Origin of the sequence: Gluconobacter sphaericus NBRC 12467 (assembly GCF_006539125.1) — a bacterium.
Taxonomy (GTDB): domain Bacteria; phylum Pseudomonadota; class Alphaproteobacteria; order Acetobacterales; family Acetobacteraceae; genus Gluconobacter; species Gluconobacter sphaericus.
The window spans coordinates 1-21,893 of record NZ_BJMK01000004.1; the positions used below are offsets into that span (position 1 = coordinate 1).

The following is a 21,893-nucleotide window of genomic DNA, read 5'->3' on the forward strand; positions in this document are numbered from 1 at the left end:
CGACGTGTCGCAACACGCTACGACAGATGCCCAAACGCCTTCTTCTCTGCCATCTGCCTCGCTGCAACCGTCATCTTCTGGCCATGAGCCTAGTTTGTCGAAAAGAAGGCAGGAGTCAAACCGGTACAAGCCACACTGGACGTATTGCTGGACGGCCTGTGCAACGGTGACTGACTAGAAGTCATAGGGTCACATCTTTCTGTGCCCCCCCCCTGCTTAGTGCTTTACTTACAGCATATGTACAGGCAGCTCTCTCCGGATCTGGTCCCCAAAAAACCATAGGACGCAAAGTGTTATCGCGTTATGAAGACGCAAGCGCCTTATTCAGAAAGTTGATCATGCATTTCCTGACGCCTCAAACTCTGACCTGCTCGCACATTACATGAATCCCTTTTCCTTCAAAAAAAGGATAACGGTGCCGTCATTTGCCGTCATGACTGGCGGAACGGGTGGAATTGGGTGTGAAATCGCGGAGCTCCTGCTGGAGCAGGGATGGGATGTCCTTTTGCTGACGCGTCAACCCCATAAGGCGAAAGAACAAATCTCCAGCGGCAAAGGCCGGTTTGAAGCTGTTTTCTGTGATCTGACAAAACCATCAGATCTTCAGACTGTCAGTACCGCAATCCGGGACAGAAACCGACCCATCGGACTTCTGATTCATTGCGCAGGAAAAATACAGCCTGAAGCAACCAAGGATATAACGCAACATAGCCTTGAAGAGCAGATGGCAATCAATCTAACATCACCAATCCTCATGACTAGTCAACTTCTTCCTGCATTGTCTCCCAATGGGCATATCATATTCGTCAATTCCATAGCTGGTGTAATGCCCTTGCAGGGAAGCTCTGTATACAGTGCAACGAAATTCGGCCTCAGAGGCTTTGCGCGTTCACTAGCCCTTGAATTCACCCCCAAGACACTGAGAATTTCGTCCATATTTCTTGCCGCTGTTGATACCCGGATGCTTGAACAGGAAACGCAGGATGGAGGGTCTGTTCTGAATTTCGTCAATCAGCCCCTGTCGGCCCGATATGTAGCCAGAATGATTATCCGCACCAGCGAAGGGGTTGGGTGTGAAATCTTCCTACCTAGGATAGACGGCCTTTTTGCCCACGCCTGTCTGATCATGCCGTGGTTACTGCACATCACAACGCCACTTCTTGAAAAGGTCGGGCGAATCGGGTTGCGGCGATTCCTGAAACGCAAAGCAACCGCTTCTTTAGTCACACACAAATAATAAATCGTCACCACTTCGCTCAGTCGCCATCGTTACTTTGGAGAGCGTGTTACATTTAGATAAATATTGAAACAAAACGATAGCATTGTTGAATAATAAAAAATTTTATAGTTCTCGAGAAAATTTTTACGATTTATTGACGGAAAATTAGAAGCCTTTTACACTTTTATTTCTGTTTTACACTTTTATTTCTGTTTTACACTTTCGGAAGGCTGTAACGTGCCCAGTGTAACGTTGACTGATTTTCTGCAAGTGACCCAATGGTCTCCCGACCAGCTTGCGCAGCAGATTGAGCGTACAACCGATGACATCCTATGGTGGACTCACCATCACGAGGAGCTGCCACAGCAGCTTCAGAACTGGATAACGCGGGTCGTGACGGCATTCCAGACAAAACCTCCAGCTCTAGGGTATGCTCTAGAACGTCCGTCAAGCTGTTCTTTCAACGACGATCCTTCCATGACCGTCGTCTGCAATGTCTGTAATCTAGCATCACGCTGCCGTCAGGGCATCTACGCAAAAAGCTGATCGATCAGCTAACCCCTTGCGTGCAACCGCAAGGAAAGGCGTTCAGCCGCCCTCCGGAAGGCCAGAAAGAAATCCCGTTGGATGGAAACCTGGCCACCAGCCATACCAATAAAGCCCTCCACCATTCCATTCTGAAGCAAACCTTCGGAATGGACCAACATGCCGTCAGGATCTTCCATACTGCCTGAGGAAGGCGCATCACTTTCCTCGCGCTTGCGCAAATCCTGTTTCAGAATATCGCGCCAGTACACCTCGACCTTTTCAGAATAAAGACGTCCGTCCACGGTATAGGCTTCCATTGGCTTGCCCAGACCCATCATATAGCCGATTTCCACAGCTGTTCCCGGATCCATTTCCGGGGAACGACGGAACGGATCAATACAGAACAGCCCCGCAGCGCAGCGGTCCATCAGATCACGATCCGCACAGACAAACGCAAGAATGGTTTCGCGACCAGGCGGCAGAAGGCGCGCCTCAACTTGACCGTCAAAGGGTGCCACGCCCTCCAAGCCATACTCTGCACAGATCGACTTCAGTTTTGCGAAAAGGGCGAGGGCTTCCGAACGAAACACCAGATCGCCCGCCAGATAAACTGGAATAAGATTTTCTGACATAAATCCAAGCCTTTCTCCGACCATGAAGAAAGCCTGATAAGGCAGACCCATTCAATGGATCAACGGACAGCTTCCAAAGAACTGAATTTCATATTTTTTGAGATCGCACTGGCGGAGGGGATGGGATTCGAACCCACGATACGACTTACATCGTATAACGGATTAGCAATCCGCCGCCTTCAGCCTCTCGGCCACCCCTCCGCTTTCTTACGCGGTTCACACGGCGTATGCAGGAGTGTTCTTAGGGGGTAACCGCATTGCGGTCAAACCCCCTAAGAACATTTTTTTTGCCTTACTCTGAAAGAAGTTTCTTTAGAGTTTCATTCACGAGGGCAGGATTACCCTTACCCTTCATGGCCTTCATCGTCTGACCAACAAAGAAACCGAAAAGCTTGTCCTTGCCGCTCTTGTATTCCTCGACCTTGTCGCTGTTTGCCGCCAGGATTTCACGGATGGCGTTCTCGATTGCTCCGGTGTCAGTCACCTGACGCAGGCCCTTGCGCTCGACGATGGCAGAAGCAGAATCACCCGTCTCGACCATGTCTTCGAGAACTTCCTTGGCGATCTTTCCATTGATCGTGGAATTGGAAATCAGACCCAGTAGTTCCCGCAGACCTTCCGCACTGACCGGGCTGTCCTCGATCGAACGGCCCGTGCGATTCAATGCTGCGAAGAAGTCGCCCAGCATCCAGTTAGCTGCCAGACGTGCATCTGCACCACGCGCTACAGTCTCATAGAAATCAGCGACTGCCTGCTCGACGCAAAGCACGGACGACTCATAACGGCTGACGCCGTATTCCTGCTCCAGACGCACACGCTTGGCTTCTGGCAGTTCCGGCAGAGCCGCCTTGAGTTCATCAACCCAGGACTGCTCGATCAGCAGCGGCAGCAGGTCCGGATCAGGGAAGTAGCGATAGTCATGCGCATCTTCCTTGCTCCGCAGGGAGCGGGTTTCGCCACGCACATGGTCGAACAGACGCGTTTCCTGATCGACGGTTCCACCAGCTTCCCAAACCTCGATCTGACGCTGCGCCTCGACCTCAATCGCCATCATCACGAAACGGATGGAGTTGACGTTCTTAATCTCGCAGCGCGTGCGATACTCGGTCTCACCCGGCTTGCGGACCGACACGTTCACGTCGGCGCGCATGGAGCCTTCTTCCATGTTACCATCGCAAGTGCCGATATAACGCAGGATTTGGCGCAGCTTGCGCAGATAAGCACCGGCTTCCTCAGGCGAACGGATATCCGGCTCACTGACGATTTCCATCAGCGCAACACCGGCCCGGTTCAGGTCGATGAATGAGCGCGTCGGATCCTGATCATGGATCGACTTGCCCGCATCTTGCTCCAGATGAAGCCGCGTTACGCCGATTTCGCGCGTACTGCCATCGGCCAGATCAACCAGAACTTTGCCCTTGCCAATGATCGGATGGGCAAACTGGCTAATCTGATACCCGGTGGGCAGATCAGCATAGAAGTAGTTCTTGCGATCAAACCGGCTGAACAGGTTGACCTCAGCTTCAAGTCCCAGACCTGTGCGGACGGCCTGAGCAACACATTCCTGGTTCAGGACCGGAAGCATACCCGGAAAACCGGCGTCGACGAGGCTGACATGCGTGTTCGGCTCGCCGCCATATTCCGCCGAAGCGCCGGAAAAGAGCTTGGCCTCGCTGACGACCTGGGCATGAACTTCCAGACCGACAACGATTTCCCATTCGCCGGTGTTGCCGGTGATACGATAGCTCATGCCGACACTCCTGCATGAATGGTAGGTCTGTAATGGAATGCCGCAGCCTGCTCGATGGCATGACCAGCTGCAATCAGCGTCTCTTCATCAAAAAACTTACCGATGAGCTGTAATCCAAGCGGCACGCCACGCGCATCCAGACCAGCCGGGACAGACAGGGCAGGGACACCCGCCATGCTGGCCGGAACCGTGAATACGTCATTGAGATACATCTGCACTGGATCGCTCGGCTTCTCATCCTGCGCAAAAGCGCCGGATGGAGCTGTCGGCGTCAGAAGCACATCGACCTTCTCAAACGCCTTAAGGAAGTCTTGCTGAATCAGCGTCCGAACCTTCTGTGCACGCAGGTAATAGGCATCGTAATAACCTGAGGACAGCACATGCGTTCCGATCAAGATGCGGCGTTTGACCTCATCACCGAACCCGGCGGCACGGCTGGCTTCATACAGGCCATCCAACGTCGGCGCACTGACGCGCTCACCAAACCGGACACCATCATAACGAGCCAGGTTCGACGACGCCTCGGCCAGAGCAGCAATGTAGTAGGTCGGCAGACCGTACTTCGTATGCGGCAGGGAAACCTCAACGATTTCCGCACCGGCATCTCGCAGCCAGTCCATACCCTGCTGCCAGAGCGCCTCGATCTCAGCTGGCATGCCCTCGACGTGATATTCCTTGGGAATACCAACGCGCAGACCTTTCACACCGCGCTTGAGCGCTGCTTCGTAATGCGGAACAGGCGTATCAACGCTCGTTGAGTCGCGTGGATCAAACCCGGCCATCGACTCAAGCAGAATGGCGCAGTCCTGAAGGTTACGCGCCATCGGACCAGCCTGATCCAGCGAACTTGCGAAGGCGATTGTTCCAAACCGCGAGCAGCGACCATAAGTCGGCTTGATCCCGGCAATACCCGTGAATGCTGCCGGCTGACGGATGGAGCCACCTGTATCCGTACCCGTAGCACCCAGAACGAGCCCAGCCGCTACAGCAGCTGCAGAACCACCCGAAGAGCCGCCCGGAACCAGCTTTACGTCAGACCCCTTGCGTTTCCAGGGATTTTCGACCGGGCCAAAGGCAGAGGTCAGGTTCGCAGACCCCATGGCGAATTCATCAAGATTCAGCTTACCAAGGAAAACAGCGCCATCCTTGAGCAGGTTGGCCGTTACCGTACTTTCGTAAGGCGGTACGAAATTGCCGAGGATCTTGCTGGCAGCCGTGGTACGGACACCATTCGTGCAGAACAGATCCTTGATGCCCAACGGAATCCCGCAAAGGCTGCCGCCTTCACCCTTGGCCAGAGCTTCATCGGAAACCTTGGCAGCCTCACGAGCCTGATCAGGAGTACGGGTAATGAAGCTGTTGAGCTGACCGTCCAGACGCTCGATCGCGTCAATATGGGCGTTCGTCAGCTCGACTGCGGAAATCTTGCGTGCCTTGAGCGCATCCCGGGCCGAAGCCAGCGTAAGATCATGAATGCTGGACATTATTCGACCACCTTCGGAACCGTATAGAATGGGCCTTCCCGCTCAGGGGCGTTGGAAAGAACCTTGTCACGGCAGTTGCCATCCGTAACGCGGTCTTCGCGCAGACGGGGCTTTGCGAGACCCGTGCCGATCATGGGGTCGACGCCCGTAACGTCCACTTCCTTGAGCTGCTCTACCCAATCGATGATGGAGCCCATATCCTTCCCGAGGGTTTCAACCTCTTCGGGCTGGAGACCAATCCTCGCCAGTCTGGCGATGCGCGTAACCGTTTTCGCGTCGAGCGACATGAATATTCCTGAACAAGAGGAAATTTTATGGTGGCTTTTCAGCCGTCAGGGGGATCATAACGCCGTGCTATGCCCCTGTTCAATCCACATGACCTCCGTAATCTTCTTCAGTCCGATCAACGCGTCCTCGGTCTCGACCCCGGATCGAAGACCATCGGCGTTGCCCTGACCGATGTCACACTCATTCTGGCATCACCTCTGATCGGCCTCAAACGCCGGAAATTGAGCGAAAATGCGCAGGAACTGGCTAAGATCGTACGCACACAGGACGTAGGAGCCCTGGTCGTCGGATTGCCATTATCACTGGATGGATCTTTTGGCCCGGCGGCACGCGCCGCATCGGACTGGACACAGGCCCTGTCGGAAAAACTCGGGATTCCCGCAGGACTGTGGGACGAACGCCTATCCTCAAGTGCCGTCAACCGTTTCCTGATCAAGGATGCCGACATGACACGCGGGCGAAGAGCAGAGGTCGTCGACAAGATGGCCGCGGCTTATATGCTTCAAGGCTGGCTCGATTCATCACGCCCGGAATCGCCCGAAATCTTCTGATCTGACAGAAAAATTTCTTCGGATCAGACGCCTTTGCTTCCAATCAAGGCGGAGCGTGACGATGTATCGGCTAGGACGCGGAGCCATATTTGGGCCGTCATGGCACCCATAAACAGACAGAACAGGAACTTCATGATCTTTCTCCAATCATGAAGTTAAAACGAACCATATTGGTCCGGGTTTTCCGGCGGACAATTTCAAATTGTAAAGGGGACTGTGACGTGATGTTTCGTGTGTTGATCATGACGCTTTTTCTGGGACTGTCAGCTTGCGCTCACGACCCCGAGGACGGGAGCGCCCCCGTCAGCCAACACCATCCATTATCTCACGGGGCCTATGCAGGCGTTGGTAGCGGCTGGTCCGGATACTGATCAGCGCTGTCGCCAGGCCAGCCGGACCGGCATGGCGCGATAGGACGCAAGATCCCGCCGCCCTCTTACTGGCAAAACACTCCCCACCTGACCAACTGCATGGTGAATTATACGGGGTGGAGGCGCATAAGACACCATGTGAACCGATGGCATCGTTTCCATACGCGATGCAGAACGCTCGGAAAATCCGGCCTGTCTGTTTAGTGCAAAATAAGGTGCGGGCCTGGCACTTGGAAGTTTGATCTGTAACCCAGACGCGGTCATGATCAGCTGTGGAAGAAAATCAGGCGGTCTGTAGCTGTCGGGCTGCCCGTTCCAGATAGCCAGAACATGACGGGCATAATCGGCGCCAAGAGCCGGGGTGAGGGAGTGATAAGCAGCCGTCGCGGCTGGCCAACCCTGAAGCTGGTTGTGCAGTCCAGACAGAAAACGGGCCCCGTAGCGGGCATTGCTGTAGGGATCGAAAGCATCTTCGAGCGAGAAAAATGCATCGGGATGATGGCGCAGATTGATCTGCATGCAGCCCACATCGATCGAAACGATCCCATTCGCCTGAAAATCACGGACCGCCGCGATGGCTTCCTCCCTGCTTTCGTAGAAGTAACCTTTTCCAGCCGCATTGACGGTCCACGGCCATGCCACGGTCGCAGTACCATTTGGATCTCGCCGGCCGCTCTCCACGCGACTGATGGCATCCAGAAGGCGGGGTGGGATTCCGGCCTGCTGCTCGGCAGCGTGCACTGCCATCTTACAGACAGATGACGCATCATAAGCCCGCGCAACCGATACGCCAGAAAGCGTCATGACAAAGCCAAGGAGGAGAACTTTCCCGATCATTATCCTGTATATAATCGGGAAAGGTAAAAAAAACGGTTATACCTGCAACTTTACCGAACAAGCGGTTTGCAGACCTCCGACAGCCACGCAGCTACATCCGGCTCGACATGCGGTGAAACCCGTGCCTGAACTTCTGCATGATAGGCGTTCAGCCAGTTCAGTTCCGCATCGTTGAGAAGGGCGACATCGATCAGTCTGTAGTCAATTGGCGTATAGCTCAGGATCTCGAACTCCAGAAACGTACCCTTGCTGCCCTTGAAAGAAGAAGGCCGCACCAGCATCAGGTTTTCGATCCGAATTCCATACTGTCCTGGTTCATAATAACCAGGCTCATTGGACACGATCATGCCGGCTTCAAGGGACACCGGGCGCGGGACAGGGGAAATATTCTGCGGGCCTTCATGGACCGACAGATAACTCCCGATTCCATGTCCGGTACCATGATCGTAGTCCATACCGACCTGCCACAACGCCGCACGCGCCAAAACGTCCAGCCGATGACCGGTCGTGCCAGACGGAAAGCGGATGCGGGAGAGGGCGATATTGCCCTTCAGGACACGTGTGAATGCTTCACTAACATGAGCCGGCGGCTCCTGATCGCCCACCCAGAGCGTGCGAGTAATATCGGTCGTACCAAACGGATATTGCCCGCCGCTGTCGATCAGATACACACTTCCAGCTTCAAGAATCCGATCGTGACCAACCTGTGCCCGGTAATGGGGAAAGGCACCATTCGGGCCGACGGCGGAAATGGCGTCGAAGCTCTGTTCTCGGTAATCGGTAGATTGGGCACGCAGACCATCCAGCCGAGTGACGAGATCCGTCTCGTGCTGGCCGATCCCCGATACTGTCAGGGAATGCAGGAAACGGGCCATCGCCACACCATCAAGAGCATGAGCTTTCCGTGCACCGTCCTGCTCTATGGTGTTCTTGATGGCTTTGGGCAGTGTGCAGGGATCGGTTCCATCCACAACCGTCGCACCGGCAGCGGCAAGCGTGGTGTCGAACCATACAGCTGTCGTAACCGGATCCACCCGCACGGTCCTGCCCTTGAGGGCCTCAAGCCGATTCGCCAGATCCGCCGGCGAACAGACTGTCACACCAGGGCCACAGACCTCCAGCACACCCTCCGACAGACGATCGGATGAGACGAACCATTCTGCCGTCCCGTCCGCGTGCAGGATCGCATAGCCATGCGCTACGGGGGTGAGGGGAACGTCACTGCCACGGATGTTCAGAAGCCAAGCCAAGGAGGTGCAATCCGCAATGACAGCTGCATCCTGCCCTGCCTTGCGCAGAGCATCGCCAAGACGCCTGCGCTTGTCCGCGCTGATTTCTCCCGAAAATTCCAGCGTCTGCGGCACCACCGGACCAGCTGGCGCCGCAGGACGATCCGTCCAGGCCTGATCAATGGGATTACGTGACAACGGGACAAGCTCCACGCCAGCTATCTGCCACGACGCCAGCATGGACCGACTGACCAGACGCGGATCATAGGCGATTTTCAGCCCCTTCGCGTGCTCCGCCAGCCAGTCGGAAAGCGGTTCCAGCGCGACATGACGACGCTCCCACAGGTCATGGGGAACCTGCTCTTCCATCTGCACCGTATAACGCCCGTCGGAGAACACGGCGGCGACTTCCGGAAGGATCGCCGCCAGCCCCGCACTTCCCGTAAAGCCCGTCAGCCAGGCCAGGCGCTCGGCGCAGGGAGCGACATATTCGCCGAGATATTCATCACCACGCGGGATGATGAAACCGTCAACGCCCAGCGCCTTACAGGCTTTGCGGACGAGGGCAGGGCGCTCGCTGAGCGGGATGGAGGACAGGGTCATGAAAAGTCCTTTTCCATAGTTGGAAAATCGTCAAGGCAGAGTGTCATAAACAGCAGATCCAGCCAGCGGCCGCGTTTGCGACCGACCTGCGGAAGCGTGCCACAATTGCGGAAACCAAACTCATCGTGCATCGCGACCGAAGCAGCGTTGTCCGCCGTAATTCCGGCCACCATGACATGAAAGCCCGCGTCCCTGGCGTGATTGATCAGGGCATGTAGAAGGCTGTTCCCGACACCCCGACGCTGGTGCGAGGAGGCAACATAAACAGAATGCTCAACAGTCCGTGCATAGCCTTCATAGGCCCGGAAAGAGCCATAGGAGCCATACCCTGCAACTTCGCCAGCCGTATCAACAGCGACTAACACCGGGTAGCCTTTTACCAGCCTATCCTCGAACCACTGACGCCGCTGCTCCAGCGTAAAAGGCGTCGTTATCCAGAGCGCATCGGTATTTTCAATGGCATCATTGGTTATCCGCAGAATAGCCGGCAGATCGTCAGGTCCAGCCTCCCGGATCAACGGCAATGATCCCGGCACACCCATCAGCCGCGACGGCGCAGGATCAACGTGGCCCAGTCGCCTTCACGCAGGATACGCTCCAGCACAAGACCCTGACGCTGATGTGCTACCAGCACCATCCGCGCCTGACTGTAAAGCAGACCAGCCAGAATGGCCGTCCCGTTCGGCGCAAGGTTCAGCGCCAGGGACTGCGCCATCCGGCATAGCGGACGGGCGAGAATGTTGGCGAAGACCAGATCATAGGGCGCCTTGGCACGCACTGCCTCGGTCTGCCAGCCATTACCAAAACGACAGTCCAGCAGATTGCCCTGACCATTCAGCCGCGCATTGAGCTTGGCCGTCCGCACAGACCAGGGCTCGATATCAACGGCGAGAACCGGTCGGTGCAGCAACTTCGCCGCCGCCATCGCCAGAATACCGGAACCGCAACCCATATCCAGAATACGCTGCGGCTTACGATAAGCGACCATCTCCAGCGCTCGGAGACAACCACGCGTCGAGCCATGCTCGCCCGAACCGAACGCTATTCCCGCATCCAGCGTAATCGTCAGGCGGGACTGATCCGGTGCGCCATGCAGATGGGTACCGCGAATGGCAAAGCGCTTACCCACATTCTGCTGCGGGAAGGATTCATAGGTCCGGGCCAGCCAACCTTCAGATTCTGTCGGGGTCCGCTCAAGTTCCGCTTCACAACCGGTCAGAAGCCGAGCAACCGTCAGAGCATTTTCCAGTTCGTCTTCCTTGAATCCCGTATCTTTCACGCCTTCCACACGCCAGTATTTCTGCGCATCATCGGCTTCGAAAATACCGACCGTCTCGCAAGCGCACATCAGCGCCTGCTCGAACAGGGGAACGAAGGGCTCTTCCACCGTGATGGACAGGGTTTCGAGCGCACTGGCATGACGACGGCCAATGCTGCGGGGTGCCATCACGATCTGATCTCCACGAAATTTGCCATGACGCGTTTAACGCCACCATTTTCAAAATTGATATGCAACTGTGACCCGTCAGCACCGATGACGGTGCCTTCGCCGAACCTGTGATGAAAGACCGTCGCCCCGATCGCAACGGTCGGCTCCGGCTTTACATCATGGATTTTCGGACGCGAAGCACGGAAGCCTGACGGTCGCGTACTCGTCAACGGACCGGACGCGAACATGGACGGCGCCGCCGCAGCCTGCCGGCGTGTCTCGAACGCCTGCCCCGTCAGTTGCACATATTCAGACGGGATTTCCTCGATAAAACGGCTGGGCATCGAAGACTGCCAGTTCGCATAGATCCGCCGACTCGCCGCATGCAGCACGATCGCCCGACGCCGCGCGCGCGTCAGCCCCACATAGGCCAGCCGCCGCTCTTCCTCGAGTGCCCGGTTGCCGCCCTCGTCAAGCGACCGCTGGGAGGGGAACACACCCTCTTCCCAGCCCGGCAGGAACACGGTGTCGAACTCCAGTCCCTTAGCACCATGCAGCGTCATGAGACTGACCTTGTCATCGGACGTCTCACTCTCGGTATCCATAACGAGCGCCACATGCTCCAGAAAGCCCTGAAGCGTCCCGAACTCTCCGAGAGCCCGCAGAAGCTCGCGGATATTGTCCAGCCGTCCCGGCGCTTCGACGGATCGGTCATCCCGCCACATCTGCAGATAGCCACTGTCTTCAAGAAGCTGCTCGGCCGCAACAACATGCCCTTCGGTCTCAAGCGTCGCCTTCGCCCGCTGGAACGCCGCCATCAGACCGTCTAACGCCTCCTTCGACTTCCCCTTGAGCAGCCCTTCCTGAATCTGCCAGACCACAGCAGCCGTCAGCGGTCCAGGCAGAGCGCGCGCCTGCGTATGCAGTTTCTGCACCGCCACGGCACCCACCCCACGTTTGGGAAGATTGATGATCCGCTCAAATGCCAAATCATCCGCGGGCTGTGACAACACACGCAGATACGCCAGACAGTCCCGGATTTCGGAGCGTTCGTAGAATCGAAGGCCGCCAACAACGCGATAAGGGATGCCAATCATCATCAACCGTTCTTCAAACGGCCGCGTCTGGAAACCAGCGCGCATCAGAATAGCGCTTTCCGACAACGAATGCCCATCGCCGCGCAGATGCTCGATGGCGCCCCCCACGATCCGCGCCTCCTCATCCGAATCGCGCACCCCGATGATCTGGACCTTTTCGCCCTGCGCATCATCGCGTCCGGGCCGCAGCGTCTTGCCAAGTCGTCCTTCGTTATGCGCGATCAGCCCGGCAGCAGCCGCGAGGATCTGTGCTGTCGAACGATAATTCCGCTCCAGACGCACGACTTCCGCCCCCGGAAAATCCTTCTCGAAGCGCAGGATGTTCTCAACTTCCGCCCCGCGCCAAGAATAAATGGACTGATCATCATCACCCACGCAGGCAATGTTGGACGGTCCATGTTCGCGCTTAGCCAGTAGACGCAGCCACAAATACTGAACCGTATTCGTGTCCTGATACTCGTCCACGAGAATGTATCGAAAGATTCGGTGATACTGTGCCAGAACATTGGACTGGTTGCGCAGAATCTCCGTCATGTGAAGCATCAAATCGCCGAAATCGCACGTATTGAGCGCAATCAGACGCTCCTGATACGCCCGGTAGATCGCCAGCGCATGACCATTTGCAAAATCGGAATCTTCGGCCGAGGTTACCCGGTCAGGCGTCAGCCCGCGATCTTTCCAACGCTGGATGATCCCCATGAGCTGGTTCTGCGGCCAGCGTTTGGTGTCGATCTTCCACGGCTCCATGACCTGCTTGAGAAGCCGGATCTGGTCATCCGTATCGAGAATGTTGAAGCTGCTTGTCAGCCCGACATATTCCGCGTGACGCCGCAGCATCCGCGCACAGATCGAATGGAACGTTCCCAGCCACAGCCCTTCGGCTGGCTCGCCCAGAATCGCGCTGACGCGCTCGCGCATTTCGCGAGCTGCCTTGTTCGTAAAGGTCACGGCCAAAATCTGGCTTGGATAGGCGCGCCCAGTCAGGAGAATATGCGCAAAGCGCGTCGTCAGAACGCGCGTCTTGCCCGTTCCTGCACCTGCCAGAATAAGGAGCGGCCCTTCGGTTGTCTCAATGGCACGTCTCTGCTCCGGATTGAGGCGGGAGAGATACTCGGGTGTAGGGGAAGGTAGATCTTGCGGCACCCTCCCGATATAGAGTGAGATACGATCATGGCCAACACTTATCCCCAGATCGATCTGACACGCGGCACAGGACCCCAGGGACACCGCGCCCGAATGCGTGCACGCGTTCGGGCTAATGGCGCTCACACGCTCGCCGATTACGAAATCCTTGAAATGCTGCTCTTCGCATGTGTTCCGCGCAAGGATACAAAACCGCTCGCCAAGGGACTGATCGGCCATTTTGGCAGTCTGCTGGATGTTTTCCGCGCACCTACACACGCACTGCGCACTGCGGGTCTGAAAGATGATGCGATCAGGGTCCTGCGTCTTCCAGGCGTAGCCGCCGAACGTCTAGCCTCTTCGGAACAGCGTGAACGTCCGACACTGAGCAACTGGGAACAGCTCACGGCCTATCTCGCACAAGCACTCGAAGGCGGCATCCCGGGGCAGTTCCGGCTGCTCTATCTCGACAATCGCAACCGATTACTGGCGGATGAAGTTGCTCCTGAGACCAACAGTCTTGCGGATCGCAACCGAGCCATCGCTATCCGGGCCCTCGCACTGCATGCTACAGCCCTGATCGGTTTTCACATTCATCCTAAGGAACGTCCTGCGGACCTGTCACAATCGGCCCGACAACTGGACTTCGCGATGCGGCCCCTGTCCATCACACTTCACGACGTACTTGTCACAGGTGAGGGACGTCCTGTTGGTTTTCGTCAAGAAGGGCTACTGTAAGATGGACGACAGGGACGCTGGAGCGCCCGGGTTTTCGGATAGCATGACAGGCCTGTCGTCAGCCGATCTGCGACAGCTCACTGCGCTAACGGATGCTCTTCCCGAAATAGATCCATCGCTGGCCCTGCTGACGGGACGGGGACGCCACCTGAACGACGCGACCCTACTGCACCTCCTGACAACACTGCTTACCGGGCGGGAAACGGGCAGTGCCGCACTGTCGCACAACCTTTTTGCCCGTTTCGGATCCCTGGCTGCGGTCCTGTCCGCCACTGACCGGGAACTCGAAAGCATCTCAGATATGGGCACACAAATGCTGCCCATGCTCCGTGTGATTCACGAATCGGCCCTTCGCTATAACCGTGCTCGCCTGCCACCAGAGGATATGCTCGACAATGAACAGAAACTTCTCGACTACCTCACGGCCCGTCTGGCGCGAGAAAATATCGAGCAGTTTCGCATCCTGTTTCTCAATGAAAAGAACAGCCTGATTGCTGACGAAGCGCAGGCCAGAGGTACGGTCAATCATACGCCTGTCTATCCAAGGGAAGTCGCCAGACGTGCCGTGGAAATTGGCGCCACCGCGCTGATTCTGGTCCACAATCATCCAAGCGGCGATCCCACACCCTCGGAAGCCGATCTTCAAATGACTAGGCAGGTTCAGGCGGCGCTCGACGTGATCGGTGTCACGATTGCTGACCACTTCATCATCGGAAACGGCCGGCACACCAGCTTTCGCCGCAGCAACCTGCTCTAAAGCCTCAGCAGCGTGGCGGCAGTAGTCCTTCAAGCGCCAGCTCACCCGGAAGAGCCCCGCGCGGAAAAATGGTGTTCACATGCCCCATCTTGCGCCCCGGGCGCGCTTCTACCTTGCCGTAAAGGTGAATCGATGCCCCGTCCGTTGCAAGAATCGCCGGAACCCGTGCCATGTCCTTGGGACCAATCAGATTATGCATGACGGCGTCAGAGTGCCGACGCGCTGAAGGCAGGGGCAAACCTGTCACCGCCCGAACATGCATCTCAAACTGATCCACCAAACACGCATCCATGGTCCAATGCCCGGAATTATGCGGGCGAGGGGCGATCTCGTTCACCATGAGACTGCCATCAGCGGCATGGAACAACTCCACGCCCATGATCCCGACCAGACCCAGAGCCTCGGCAATAGAAGCCGCCATGTCCTGCGCCTGACGCGCAAGATCCGGCATGATGCGGGCCGGAGCCAGCGTTACGTCCAGAATACCGTTGCGGTGCCGGTTTTCTACCGTATCGAAACACCGCACTGTCCCGTCCAGACCACGGACCACCATCACACTGAGTTCACGCTCGAAATCAATCATCTTCTCCGCAACGAGCGGGTAAGGAAGATCCGTCAGAGCTTCAAGGGCCTCGACATCGGGAATCCGGAACTGCCCCTTGCCGTCGTAGCCAAAGCGGGTCGTCTTGAGAATGAGCGGAAAACCGAGCATCTCAAGCTCTACCAGGTCCTCAGGGCCGTTGACCGCCCGCCAAGGGGCCAGACGGACGCCGATTTCGGACAGACGTGTCTTTTCTGCAATCCGGTCCTGACTGATCCGCAGAATCTCACCCGCCGGTCGCACCGGACGATGCCTCTCCAGCAGGCCCAGTCCTTCGGCACTGATATTCTCGAACTCGAAGGTCACGACATCACAGCGCGAAGCGAAATCCTCAAGCGCAGCCGGATCATCATAAGCCCCAACCGTTACTGACGCTGCAACTTCCGTAGCCGGGCTCGACGCCTCTGTGCTCAGCACATGAACATGAAAGCCCAGCTTCGAGGCTGCCACGGCTGACATGCGACCAAGCTGTCCGCCACCAATAATCCCGACCGTACTGCCGGGAGCAAAAATCTGCGCCTTCATTCGACCGGAACATCCGCAACAGCTGCCGTCTGCGTCGCACGCCAAGCATCCAGACGCGCCATAACCTGTTTGTCGGAAACCGACAGAATCGACGCAGCGAGCAGACCCGCATTGATCGCACCAGCCTTGCCGATCGCCAGTGTTCCGACCGGAACGCCACCCGGCATCTGCACGATGGAAAGCAGGCTGTCCTGCCCGTTCAGGGCACGGCTCTGCACGGGTACGCCGAGGACGGGAATGCTTGTCCAGGCGGAACACATACCTGGAAGATGCGCCGCACCACCGGCACCGGCGATAATCACATGAAGGCCACGCTGACGGGCCGTCTTGGCATAGTCCACCAGACGGTCAGGCGTGCGGTGCGCCGAGACAATTCGCTTTTCATGAGCGATTCCAAGATCGTCGAGTATCTCGCAGGTATGGCGCATGGTGTCCCAGTCGGACTGACTTCCCATGATCACACCGACACGGATAGGCATGTCGTCCTGAAGGGTTTCGTCGGCGGAGAGAATCTGGCTCATTCAGGCAATATTATCTGGGATCAGACGGGTCTCGATCCAAGAAATCTCATCTTTAAGCTGGAGCTTGCGCTTCTTGAGGCGCTGAAGCTGGAGCTGGTTGAGGGGATGATGGACAAGACGCTCGATGACGGTATCAAGGTCGCGATGCTCGCTGCGCAGTTCGTGCAGACGTTTCAGCATAGCATTGTCGTCAGTCATCATAGCATCCGGTCCCGGAGAACGTTCAGGCGTCGTGGAAAGAGTGATTCTTTCTACTCTTTTTATTGCAGTATCATGCCTGACGGGTGCGGGACCAGTGCCCGTCAGGCATTCATCCGCACCAGCCCTTACAAGCCGATCCGGACGCCGCAATCAGGCATGACTGTCGCTATCGGGAACATAAGCTTCCACAACCGGAAGTGCATGGCCTTCGCGGGCCAAACGGTCATTGGCAGCCGTAACGGCGGCATTCAAATCAGTCTGGGTGCACAAGCCAAGAATCACAGGATCACGCGGTTTGATGTTAGCGCTGTTCCAATGCTGGCGGTCACGAACCTTAGTGATGGTGTCCTTGGTCGTACCGAGCAGCTTGACAATCTGTGCCTCGGAAAGCTGGGGGAACTGGCGAAGGACGAATGCGATGGCATCCGGACGATCATTGCGCTTGGCCACCGGGGTGTAGCGCGCACCCTTGGCACGACGCTTCACCGGGCTGGACGTCGGCATGATTTTCAGGCGGGCATTCGTATCTGCCTCACAACGCTTGATTTCGGCTTCAGCGAGCTGATGGTTCTTAACCGGGTCATACCCGTTGATACCGGCTGCAACTTCACCATCCGCAATCGCCTGAACCTCAAGCGGGTGCATTCCACAGAATTCTGCGATCTGGGTGAAGGTCAGACCGGTTTTTTCGATCAGCCAGACGGCCGTGGCCTTAGGCATCAAAGGCAGGGTCATGTCGGTGCGTTCCTTGCTGGGACACGGATGGGGCCGGCTTCCGCAGGCACCGATCTGGCGTATCCAGCGAGGAAATAATCCCGCCCGGGATATGATCGCGGCACCTGCTGGATGCTCTGCGATAATGGAAACGGGTATGCGGCACTGAAGCCGCAGTGGTCAAGCACCAAAACGGAGCGGAAGTGCTTTTACGACGCTCCCGCTCCAACTGCTCAGGCCGCCTGAACGGTTTTAGCCTCGGTTGTATGCATGGCTTCAGTCCGCACCGGAATACGGCGCGGCCTGGCCGCTTCCGGGACGAGTTGACGGATTGCGATGGACAAGAGACCATTCACCAGATCCGCACGATCGATTTCTGTATGATCGGCCAGAACGAAGCGGCGTTCGAACGCCCGCGTAGCAATGCCGCGATGCAGCCACTCCCGGTCGCGGCTGTTGTCGGAGACGCTGCCCCGTACGACCAGTGTGTTGTCTTCCTGAACAACGTCCACGTCTTCAGGCCGGAAACCTGCAAGGGCCATCGTCAAGACGTAGTTCGTCTCGCCGGTTTTCTCGATATTGTAAGGGGGATAGCTTGGAAGGGCCTGAGCGTTGGCAACATTGCCAGCCATGGTGGCCAGTCGGTCGAAACCGATAGCGCTGCGGAACAGCGGTGTAAAATCGTAGGTCACTGAAACCTCCTTCAGGCAGGAATCATCTGGCGCATTTTCCGATATGGCAAAATGCTATAGTCAAACCAGCCGCGACCCAAACGGCATCGCGGCTGATCTTCCAGATAGGTTCCAACCCAACCGCCTTCAAGAGGAGACGGCAGGGAGGTGCGCCGAATTACTTCGTGCGCGTACCGATGCCAGCAAAGCGCTTGTTGAACTTTGCAACCTGACCTCCGGTATCCATCATGCGCTGGACGCCCGTCCAGGCCGGATGGGACTTCGGATCAACGTCAAGACGCAGCGTCGCGCCCGGTTCGCCATAGCACGAACGGGTCTTGTATTCGGTGCCATCGGTCATGATGACGGTGATCTCATGGTAGTCAGGATGGATGCCGGATTTCATGAATTTCTACTCCATAAAGAAAGCCCCGATGCCGACCGGGACGAATCATCAGGCGCGTATAACGGAAAGTGCTTCCGGATGAAAGTGGCCTTTACTGGATCGCATGAGTCCGTTTATCCCTTGTAATGAATGCGGGCTCGACTGTCAGGCCTGCGACCGTGCCTGCACGGATACCGAGAAAGGTTTGATATGAGCGAAACCAAACACAAGCTGCACACTCCGGGCTGGGTCAGCGATTTCCAGAAGTTCATCATGCGCGGCAACGTGCTCGACCTCGCGGTCGGTGTCGTGATCGGTGCTGCATTCAGCGCAATCGTCGGCAGTGCAGTCAAGGACATCCTGACCCCGTTCATCGGTCTAATCACGGGCGGTGTGGATTTCTCGAACCTGTTCATCACACTTAAGGGTCCGGTCAAGGATACGCTTGCCGAAGCCCAAAAGGCAGGCGCCGTCACCGTGAATATCGGTGTATTCCTCAATGCCGTGATCCAGTTTCTAATCGTTGCATTTTTCATCTTTTGGCTGACGCGCATCCTCAGCAAGCTGAACCGCAAGCAGGAAGCGGCTCCTGAAGCCCCGCCGGCTCCGACGAAAGAAGAGGTTCTCCTGACTGAAATCCGCGACCTTCTGGCACAGAAAAACTCCTGATGACAGAAACGAAAGCCTCCCGCCACACAGTCTGGCGTCCTGCTGTCACACTACTAGTGATGGGAAGCTTTCTGGCCGGATGCGCGGCACGTCCTGCAATGACAGGACTGCCGCCATCTCCCAATTCGCGGCTTTATGCCTATCTGATCGCCCATGGCATGGCCCGAGGCGCTGTCATGACAGGACAGATCGGCCCTGAAGGATTGCCACAACTGGTGGCTCTGGACAAAGCAGCCCAACAGGCAACGGTACATGCCCTAAAGCTACAAAGCTCTTCAGCCAATCGGCAGGCTGATCAGGCACTTTTCAGCCTTCTGGCAGACCTTCCCCAGAAAACATCACCCACACCCACCAATCCATCAGAGCAAACACAAAAAAACCGGCTCCCCTGAGGGACGCCGGTTTTTTTGTGTTTGTGGCAGACCCGATCAGTCTGCCACAACCTCCTTGCGCAGTCGCTTTTCACCCATCAGGAGCAGAAGAGGCGCCGCAATAAAGATGGACGAGGACGTTCCTACCACGATACCAAACAGCATGACCGTCGCAAATCCGGTCAGCGTACTGCCTCCGAACAGAGCCAGTGGCAGAGCAGCCAGAAAGACCGTCATGGACGTACCCAGCGTGCGGTTCAGGGTTTCATTGATGGACAGATCCAACAACTCCCGCAACGGCATCGTTCGATACTTGCGCAGATTCTCCCGGATCCGGTCATAGACTACCACCTTGTCGTTCGTGGAGTAGCCCAGGATCGTAAGAAGAGCGGCAACCATCACAAGATCAAATTCGAAGCGCGTAATGGCCAGAAAACCAATTGTCTTGGTTAAATCGAGAATAAGCGTCACCACCGCACTAATGGCGAACTCGCGCTCGAAACGGACCCAGATATAGATCAAAATCATTGCAAGACTGAAGCCAAGCGCCAGCAGACCGTCACGGAACAATTCAGACGAAACCGACGCACCCACGGCGTCAGCACGAAGCACCTGCGTCCCGGGCTCGGCTGCCGAAATGGCGCTCTTGACGCCATCGACCAGCTTCTGGGTCTGTGCCTCACGATCCGCACCTTCGGGAGCATTGATTGAGATACGCACATCACGCGGCGATCCGAAGGCCTGCACGGCATCCGGATGAATGCCAGCATGATCCAGAGCCGTACGCAGTTTGCCAAAATCGGCCGGCCCAGGGGTCTGAGCTTCAACGATAATGCCACCTCGGAAATCCAGTCCGAGCTTCAAGCCGGGCTGGAAGAACAGGATGACGGAAGCGATGGAGAGGACCGCCGAAACAATCAGCCCCATGTGACGGCCGCGCATGAAATTAATGCGCCGATCGTCGCGGACAAAACGGAAAAGGGGACGTGACAGCATAACGATCAGACCGGAAGTTCTTTGGGACGGGCGAGAGCATACCACCGCACGGCCAGAAGGCGTGACAGCAGGAGGGTCGTGAAGAGTGTCGTAACAATACCAATAGTGATCGTCAGCGCGAAGTTTCGGACAGGTCCCGTTCCGAACACGAACAGCATGACATGCGCCAGGAACGCTGTGGCATTACTGTCGATAATAGTGCCGGTCGCGCGGTCAAAACCGGCCTGCAACGCCTGAAGCGGGCCACGGCCACGCTTCACTTCCTCGCGAATACGCTCGTTGATCAGGATGTTGGCATCCACAGCCATACCTAAAGTCAGCAGCATACCCGCCATGCCCGGCAAGGTCAGTGTTGCCTGGAATAACGAAAGGATCGCCACCATCAGGATCAGGTTCGCAAACAGGGCGATATCCGCATACAGGCCGAAACGCCCGTAGAACAGCACCATGAATGCAATGACCAGAAGAAGGCCGGTCAGCAGGCTGATGACACCTGCATGAATGGATGCTGCGCCGAGGCTCGGACCGATCGTCCGCTGTTCAACAACCGAAAGCGGAGCAGGCAGCGCGCCGGCCCGCAGCAGAAGCGCCAGATCGGACGCACTGCGGGCATCGAAACCACCAGTGATCTGACCGTTTCCAGCCGTGATAGGATTGATGATGTTCGGGGCTTCGATAACCTTATTGTCCAACACGATCGCAAAGCGCTTACCAACATTGGCCCGCGTAACGTTCGCAAAGGCCGTCGCACCAGCACTGTTGAGCTGGAACGTCACAGCCCAGCCACCGCTCTGCTGATCGATGACAGCACCCGCATTTGTCAGATCCGTACCATCTACATCGACATGATCCTGCACCGCGACCTGCGTATGCACACTCTCGTCCTCGAGCATTGTCGAGCCGGGGCTTGCAACGCTCGGGTTCGGGGCCAGCAGACGGAAGGTCAGACGGGCCGTCGTGCCGAGCAGGCTCTTGATCCGCTCCGGATCGCTAACGCCCGGAAGCTCCACAACAATCCGGTCGTCACCTTCACGTGCGATACTCGGATCGATCGCACCCGTTGCGTCAATACGACGACGGACGATCTCGATCGACTGCGCCACGGCTTCGCGTGCACGGGCCAGCATCGCCTCATGCTGAAGCGTCAGGACGATACGTCCGTCCTTTTCAGACGTCGTGAATTCGTTCGGCACCACCGGCGGCAGGGACTGCATCGCCTTGAGCGCGGCATCACGTTCGGCATCCGAACGGGGCATAAAGCTCAGGCTGGCGGTAGCATCGTCGCGGACAAAATCGCGATAGCCCAGAGAGCGGTCCAGAAGCGTCTGGCGCGCCTGATCCTGGAGGGACTGGAGACGGTCATGCTCAAGGGATTTCAGGTCAAGCTGAAGGAGAAGGTAGGACCCACCCCGCAGATCGAGCCCCAGATGAATCTGCCGCCAGGGCAGGGACGGTGAGGGAGAACGCAGAAAATTGGGCAGACACAGGAGCACGCCCATCAGGCAGATGCCCGCGACGCCCAGCAGTCTGAGCCGGCTATAATACATCATATCAGGTCGAGACGTCCTCGGCGGATTTGGACAGATCGTTTTTCAGATCATTTT

The 21,893-nt window shown here is 56.9% G+C and carries 24 protein-coding genes, 1 tRNA gene and 1 pseudogene; 8 read left to right on the plus strand and 18 right to left on the minus strand.

Annotation, left to right across the window (positions count from 1 at the left end):
* The 3 genes and pseudogenes from GSP01_RS04040 to GSP01_RS04050 all read left to right on the plus strand — a co-directional run.
* A pseudogene (locus GSP01_RS04040) lies at positions 1 to 87 on the plus strand (IS5/IS1182 family transposase); the annotation flags it as partial.
* 295 nt (positions 88 to 382) lie between these two features.
* On the plus strand, positions 383 to 1,237 hold the full coding sequence (locus tag GSP01_RS04045) for an SDR family NAD(P)-dependent oxidoreductase (RefSeq protein WP_141351003.1): 855 nt from the start codon (positions 383 to 385) through the stop codon (positions 1,235 to 1,237).
* Positions 1,238 to 1,489: 252 nt separating this feature from the next.
* Positions 1,490 to 1,765, plus strand: coding sequence for a hypothetical protein (locus GSP01_RS04050; protein WP_255320860.1), 276 nt, complete (start codon positions 1,490 to 1,492; stop codon positions 1,763 to 1,765).
* 8 nt (positions 1,766 to 1,773) lie between these two features.
* On the opposite strand, the gene GSP01_RS04055 is transcribed toward GSP01_RS04050, so the two are convergent.
* From GSP01_RS04055 to gatC, 5 genes are all read right to left on the minus strand, one after another.
* Positions 1,774 to 2,379: a nucleoside 2-deoxyribosyltransferase gene (locus GSP01_RS04055; protein ID WP_141351007.1), complete on the minus strand. Its 606-nt coding sequence runs from the start codon at positions 2,377 to 2,379 to the stop codon at positions 1,774 to 1,776.
* 109 nt (positions 2,380 to 2,488) lie between these two features.
* Positions 2,489 to 2,580 (minus strand) — tRNA-Ser (locus tag GSP01_RS04060).
* 91 nt (positions 2,581 to 2,671) lie between these two features.
* A complete protein-coding gene (gatB, locus tag GSP01_RS04065) occupies positions 2,672 to 4,129 on the minus strand; it encodes an Asp-tRNA(Asn)/Glu-tRNA(Gln) amidotransferase subunit GatB (protein WP_141351009.1) in 1,458 nt (485 codons plus the stop codon).
* Positions 4,126 to 5,613, minus strand: coding sequence for an Asp-tRNA(Asn)/Glu-tRNA(Gln) amidotransferase subunit GatA (gene gatA / locus GSP01_RS04070; RefSeq protein ID WP_141351011.1), 1,488 nt, complete (start codon positions 5,611 to 5,613; stop codon positions 4,126 to 4,128). The genes gatB and gatA overlap by 4 nt, the downstream gene beginning before the upstream one ends.
* Positions 5,613 to 5,900, minus strand: a complete 288-nt coding sequence (gene gatC, locus GSP01_RS04075; RefSeq protein ID WP_041112482.1) for an Asp-tRNA(Asn)/Glu-tRNA(Gln) amidotransferase subunit GatC — start codon at positions 5,898 to 5,900, stop codon at positions 5,613 to 5,615. The genes gatA and gatC overlap by 1 nt, the downstream gene beginning before the upstream one ends.
* Before the next feature lie 69 nt (positions 5,901 to 5,969).
* On the opposite strand from gatC, the gene ruvX reads away from it, so the two are divergent.
* Positions 5,970 to 6,452 carry a Holliday junction resolvase RuvX gene (ruvX, locus tag GSP01_RS04080; RefSeq protein WP_141351013.1) on the plus strand — a complete coding sequence of 161 codons (483 nt, stop codon included), beginning with the start codon at positions 5,970 to 5,972 and terminating at the stop codon, positions 6,450 to 6,452.
* Between the two features lie 371 nt (positions 6,453 to 6,823).
* Here the strand turns inward: ruvX and GSP01_RS04085 are convergent, their stop codons facing one another.
* The 5 genes from GSP01_RS04085 to GSP01_RS04105 are packed head-to-tail and all read right to left on the minus strand — an operon-like array spanning position 6,824 to position 13,161.
* Positions 6,824 to 7,660 (minus strand): lytic transglycosylase domain-containing protein, encoded by an 837-nt coding sequence (locus tag GSP01_RS04085; RefSeq protein ID WP_141351015.1) that lies wholly within the window; start codon positions 7,658 to 7,660, stop codon positions 6,824 to 6,826.
* 50 nt (positions 7,661 to 7,710) lie between these two features.
* Positions 7,711 to 9,492 (minus strand): aminopeptidase P family protein, encoded by a 1,782-nt coding sequence (locus GSP01_RS04090; RefSeq protein ID WP_141351017.1) that lies wholly within the window; start codon positions 9,490 to 9,492, stop codon positions 7,711 to 7,713.
* Entirely contained in the window at positions 9,489 to 10,010 is a 522-nt protein-coding gene (locus GSP01_RS04095) for a GNAT family N-acetyltransferase (RefSeq protein WP_373320140.1), read from the minus strand. The genes GSP01_RS04090 and GSP01_RS04095 overlap by 4 nt, the downstream gene beginning before the upstream one ends.
* Before the next feature lie 23 nt (positions 10,011 to 10,033).
* The gene (locus GSP01_RS04100; protein WP_141351300.1) at positions 10,034 to 10,939 is read right to left on the minus strand and encodes a 50S ribosomal protein L11 methyltransferase; all 906 of its coding nucleotides are present in this window, start codon (positions 10,937 to 10,939) and stop codon (positions 10,034 to 10,036) included.
* Positions 10,939 to 13,161: an ATP-dependent helicase gene (locus GSP01_RS04105; RefSeq protein ID WP_141351021.1), complete on the minus strand. Its 2,223-nt coding sequence runs from the start codon at positions 13,159 to 13,161 to the stop codon at positions 10,939 to 10,941. The genes GSP01_RS04100 and GSP01_RS04105 overlap by 1 nt, the downstream gene beginning before the upstream one ends.
* Before the next feature lie 27 nt (positions 13,162 to 13,188).
* Here GSP01_RS04105 and GSP01_RS04110 point away from each other — a divergent pair, with 27 nt between their 5' ends.
* On the plus strand, positions 13,189 to 13,878 hold the full coding sequence (locus GSP01_RS04110) for a JAB domain-containing protein (protein WP_141351023.1): 690 nt from the start codon (positions 13,189 to 13,191) through the stop codon (positions 13,876 to 13,878).
* Positions 13,879 to 13,921: 43 nt separating this feature from the next.
* Positions 13,922 to 14,635 (plus strand): RadC family protein, encoded by a 714-nt coding sequence (radC, locus tag GSP01_RS04115; RefSeq protein ID WP_373320139.1) that lies wholly within the window; start codon positions 13,922 to 13,924, stop codon positions 14,633 to 14,635.
* Positions 14,636 to 14,639: 4 nt separating this feature from the next.
* Here the strand turns inward: radC and GSP01_RS04120 are convergent, their stop codons facing one another.
* The 6 genes from GSP01_RS04120 to rpmE all read right to left on the minus strand — a co-directional run bounded on the left by GSP01_RS04120 (position 14,640) and on the right by rpmE (position 18,274).
* Positions 14,640 to 15,761, minus strand: coding sequence for a 5-(carboxyamino)imidazole ribonucleotide synthase (locus tag GSP01_RS04120; RefSeq protein WP_141351025.1), 1,122 nt, complete (start codon positions 15,759 to 15,761; stop codon positions 14,640 to 14,642).
* Positions 15,758 to 16,282, minus strand: a complete 525-nt coding sequence (gene purE / locus GSP01_RS04125; RefSeq protein WP_141351027.1) for a 5-(carboxyamino)imidazole ribonucleotide mutase — start codon at positions 16,280 to 16,282, stop codon at positions 15,758 to 15,760. Before purE ends, GSP01_RS04120 begins: the two co-directional genes overlap by 4 nt.
* Positions 16,283 to 16,483 carry a YdcH family protein gene (locus GSP01_RS04130; RefSeq protein ID WP_011253895.1) on the minus strand — a complete coding sequence of 67 codons (201 nt, stop codon included), beginning with the start codon at positions 16,481 to 16,483 and terminating at the stop codon, positions 16,283 to 16,285.
* Positions 16,484 to 16,633: 150 nt separating this feature from the next.
* Entirely contained in the window at positions 16,634 to 17,218 is a 585-nt protein-coding gene (locus GSP01_RS04135; RefSeq protein ID WP_141351029.1) for a DUF1013 domain-containing protein, read from the minus strand.
* 212 nt (positions 17,219 to 17,430) lie between these two features.
* Positions 17,431 to 17,889 carry an Hsp20 family protein gene (locus tag GSP01_RS04140; protein ID WP_255320861.1) on the minus strand — a complete coding sequence of 153 codons (459 nt, stop codon included), beginning with the start codon at positions 17,887 to 17,889 and terminating at the stop codon, positions 17,431 to 17,433.
* Between the two features lie 157 nt (positions 17,890 to 18,046).
* A complete protein-coding gene (gene rpmE / locus GSP01_RS04145; protein WP_041112492.1) occupies positions 18,047 to 18,274 on the minus strand; it encodes a 50S ribosomal protein L31 in 228 nt (75 codons plus the stop codon).
* A 189-nt stretch (positions 18,275 to 18,463) separates the two neighbouring features.
* On the opposite strand from rpmE, the gene mscL reads away from it, so the two are divergent.
* Positions 18,464 to 18,922: a large-conductance mechanosensitive channel protein MscL gene (gene mscL / locus GSP01_RS04150; RefSeq protein ID WP_141351031.1), complete on the plus strand. Its 459-nt coding sequence runs from the start codon at positions 18,464 to 18,466 to the stop codon at positions 18,920 to 18,922.
* A complete protein-coding gene (locus tag GSP01_RS04155) occupies positions 18,922 to 19,314 on the plus strand; it encodes a hypothetical protein (RefSeq protein WP_141351033.1) in 393 nt (130 codons plus the stop codon). Before mscL ends, GSP01_RS04155 begins: the two co-directional genes overlap by 1 nt.
* A gap of 36 nt (positions 19,315 to 19,350) precedes the next feature.
* Here GSP01_RS04155 and secF read toward each other — a convergent pair whose 3' ends face one another.
* Together secF and secD are read right to left on the minus strand one after the other, a co-directional pair.
* On the minus strand, positions 19,351 to 20,289 hold the full coding sequence (secF, locus tag GSP01_RS04160) for a protein translocase subunit SecF (RefSeq protein ID WP_141351036.1): 939 nt from the start codon (positions 20,287 to 20,289) through the stop codon (positions 19,351 to 19,353).
* 5 nt (positions 20,290 to 20,294) lie between these two features.
* Positions 20,295 to 21,836 carry a protein translocase subunit SecD gene (secD, locus tag GSP01_RS04165; protein WP_141351306.1) on the minus strand — a complete coding sequence of 514 codons (1,542 nt, stop codon included), beginning with the start codon at positions 21,834 to 21,836 and terminating at the stop codon, positions 20,295 to 20,297.
* Between the last annotated feature and the right edge of the window lie 57 nt (positions 21,837 to 21,893).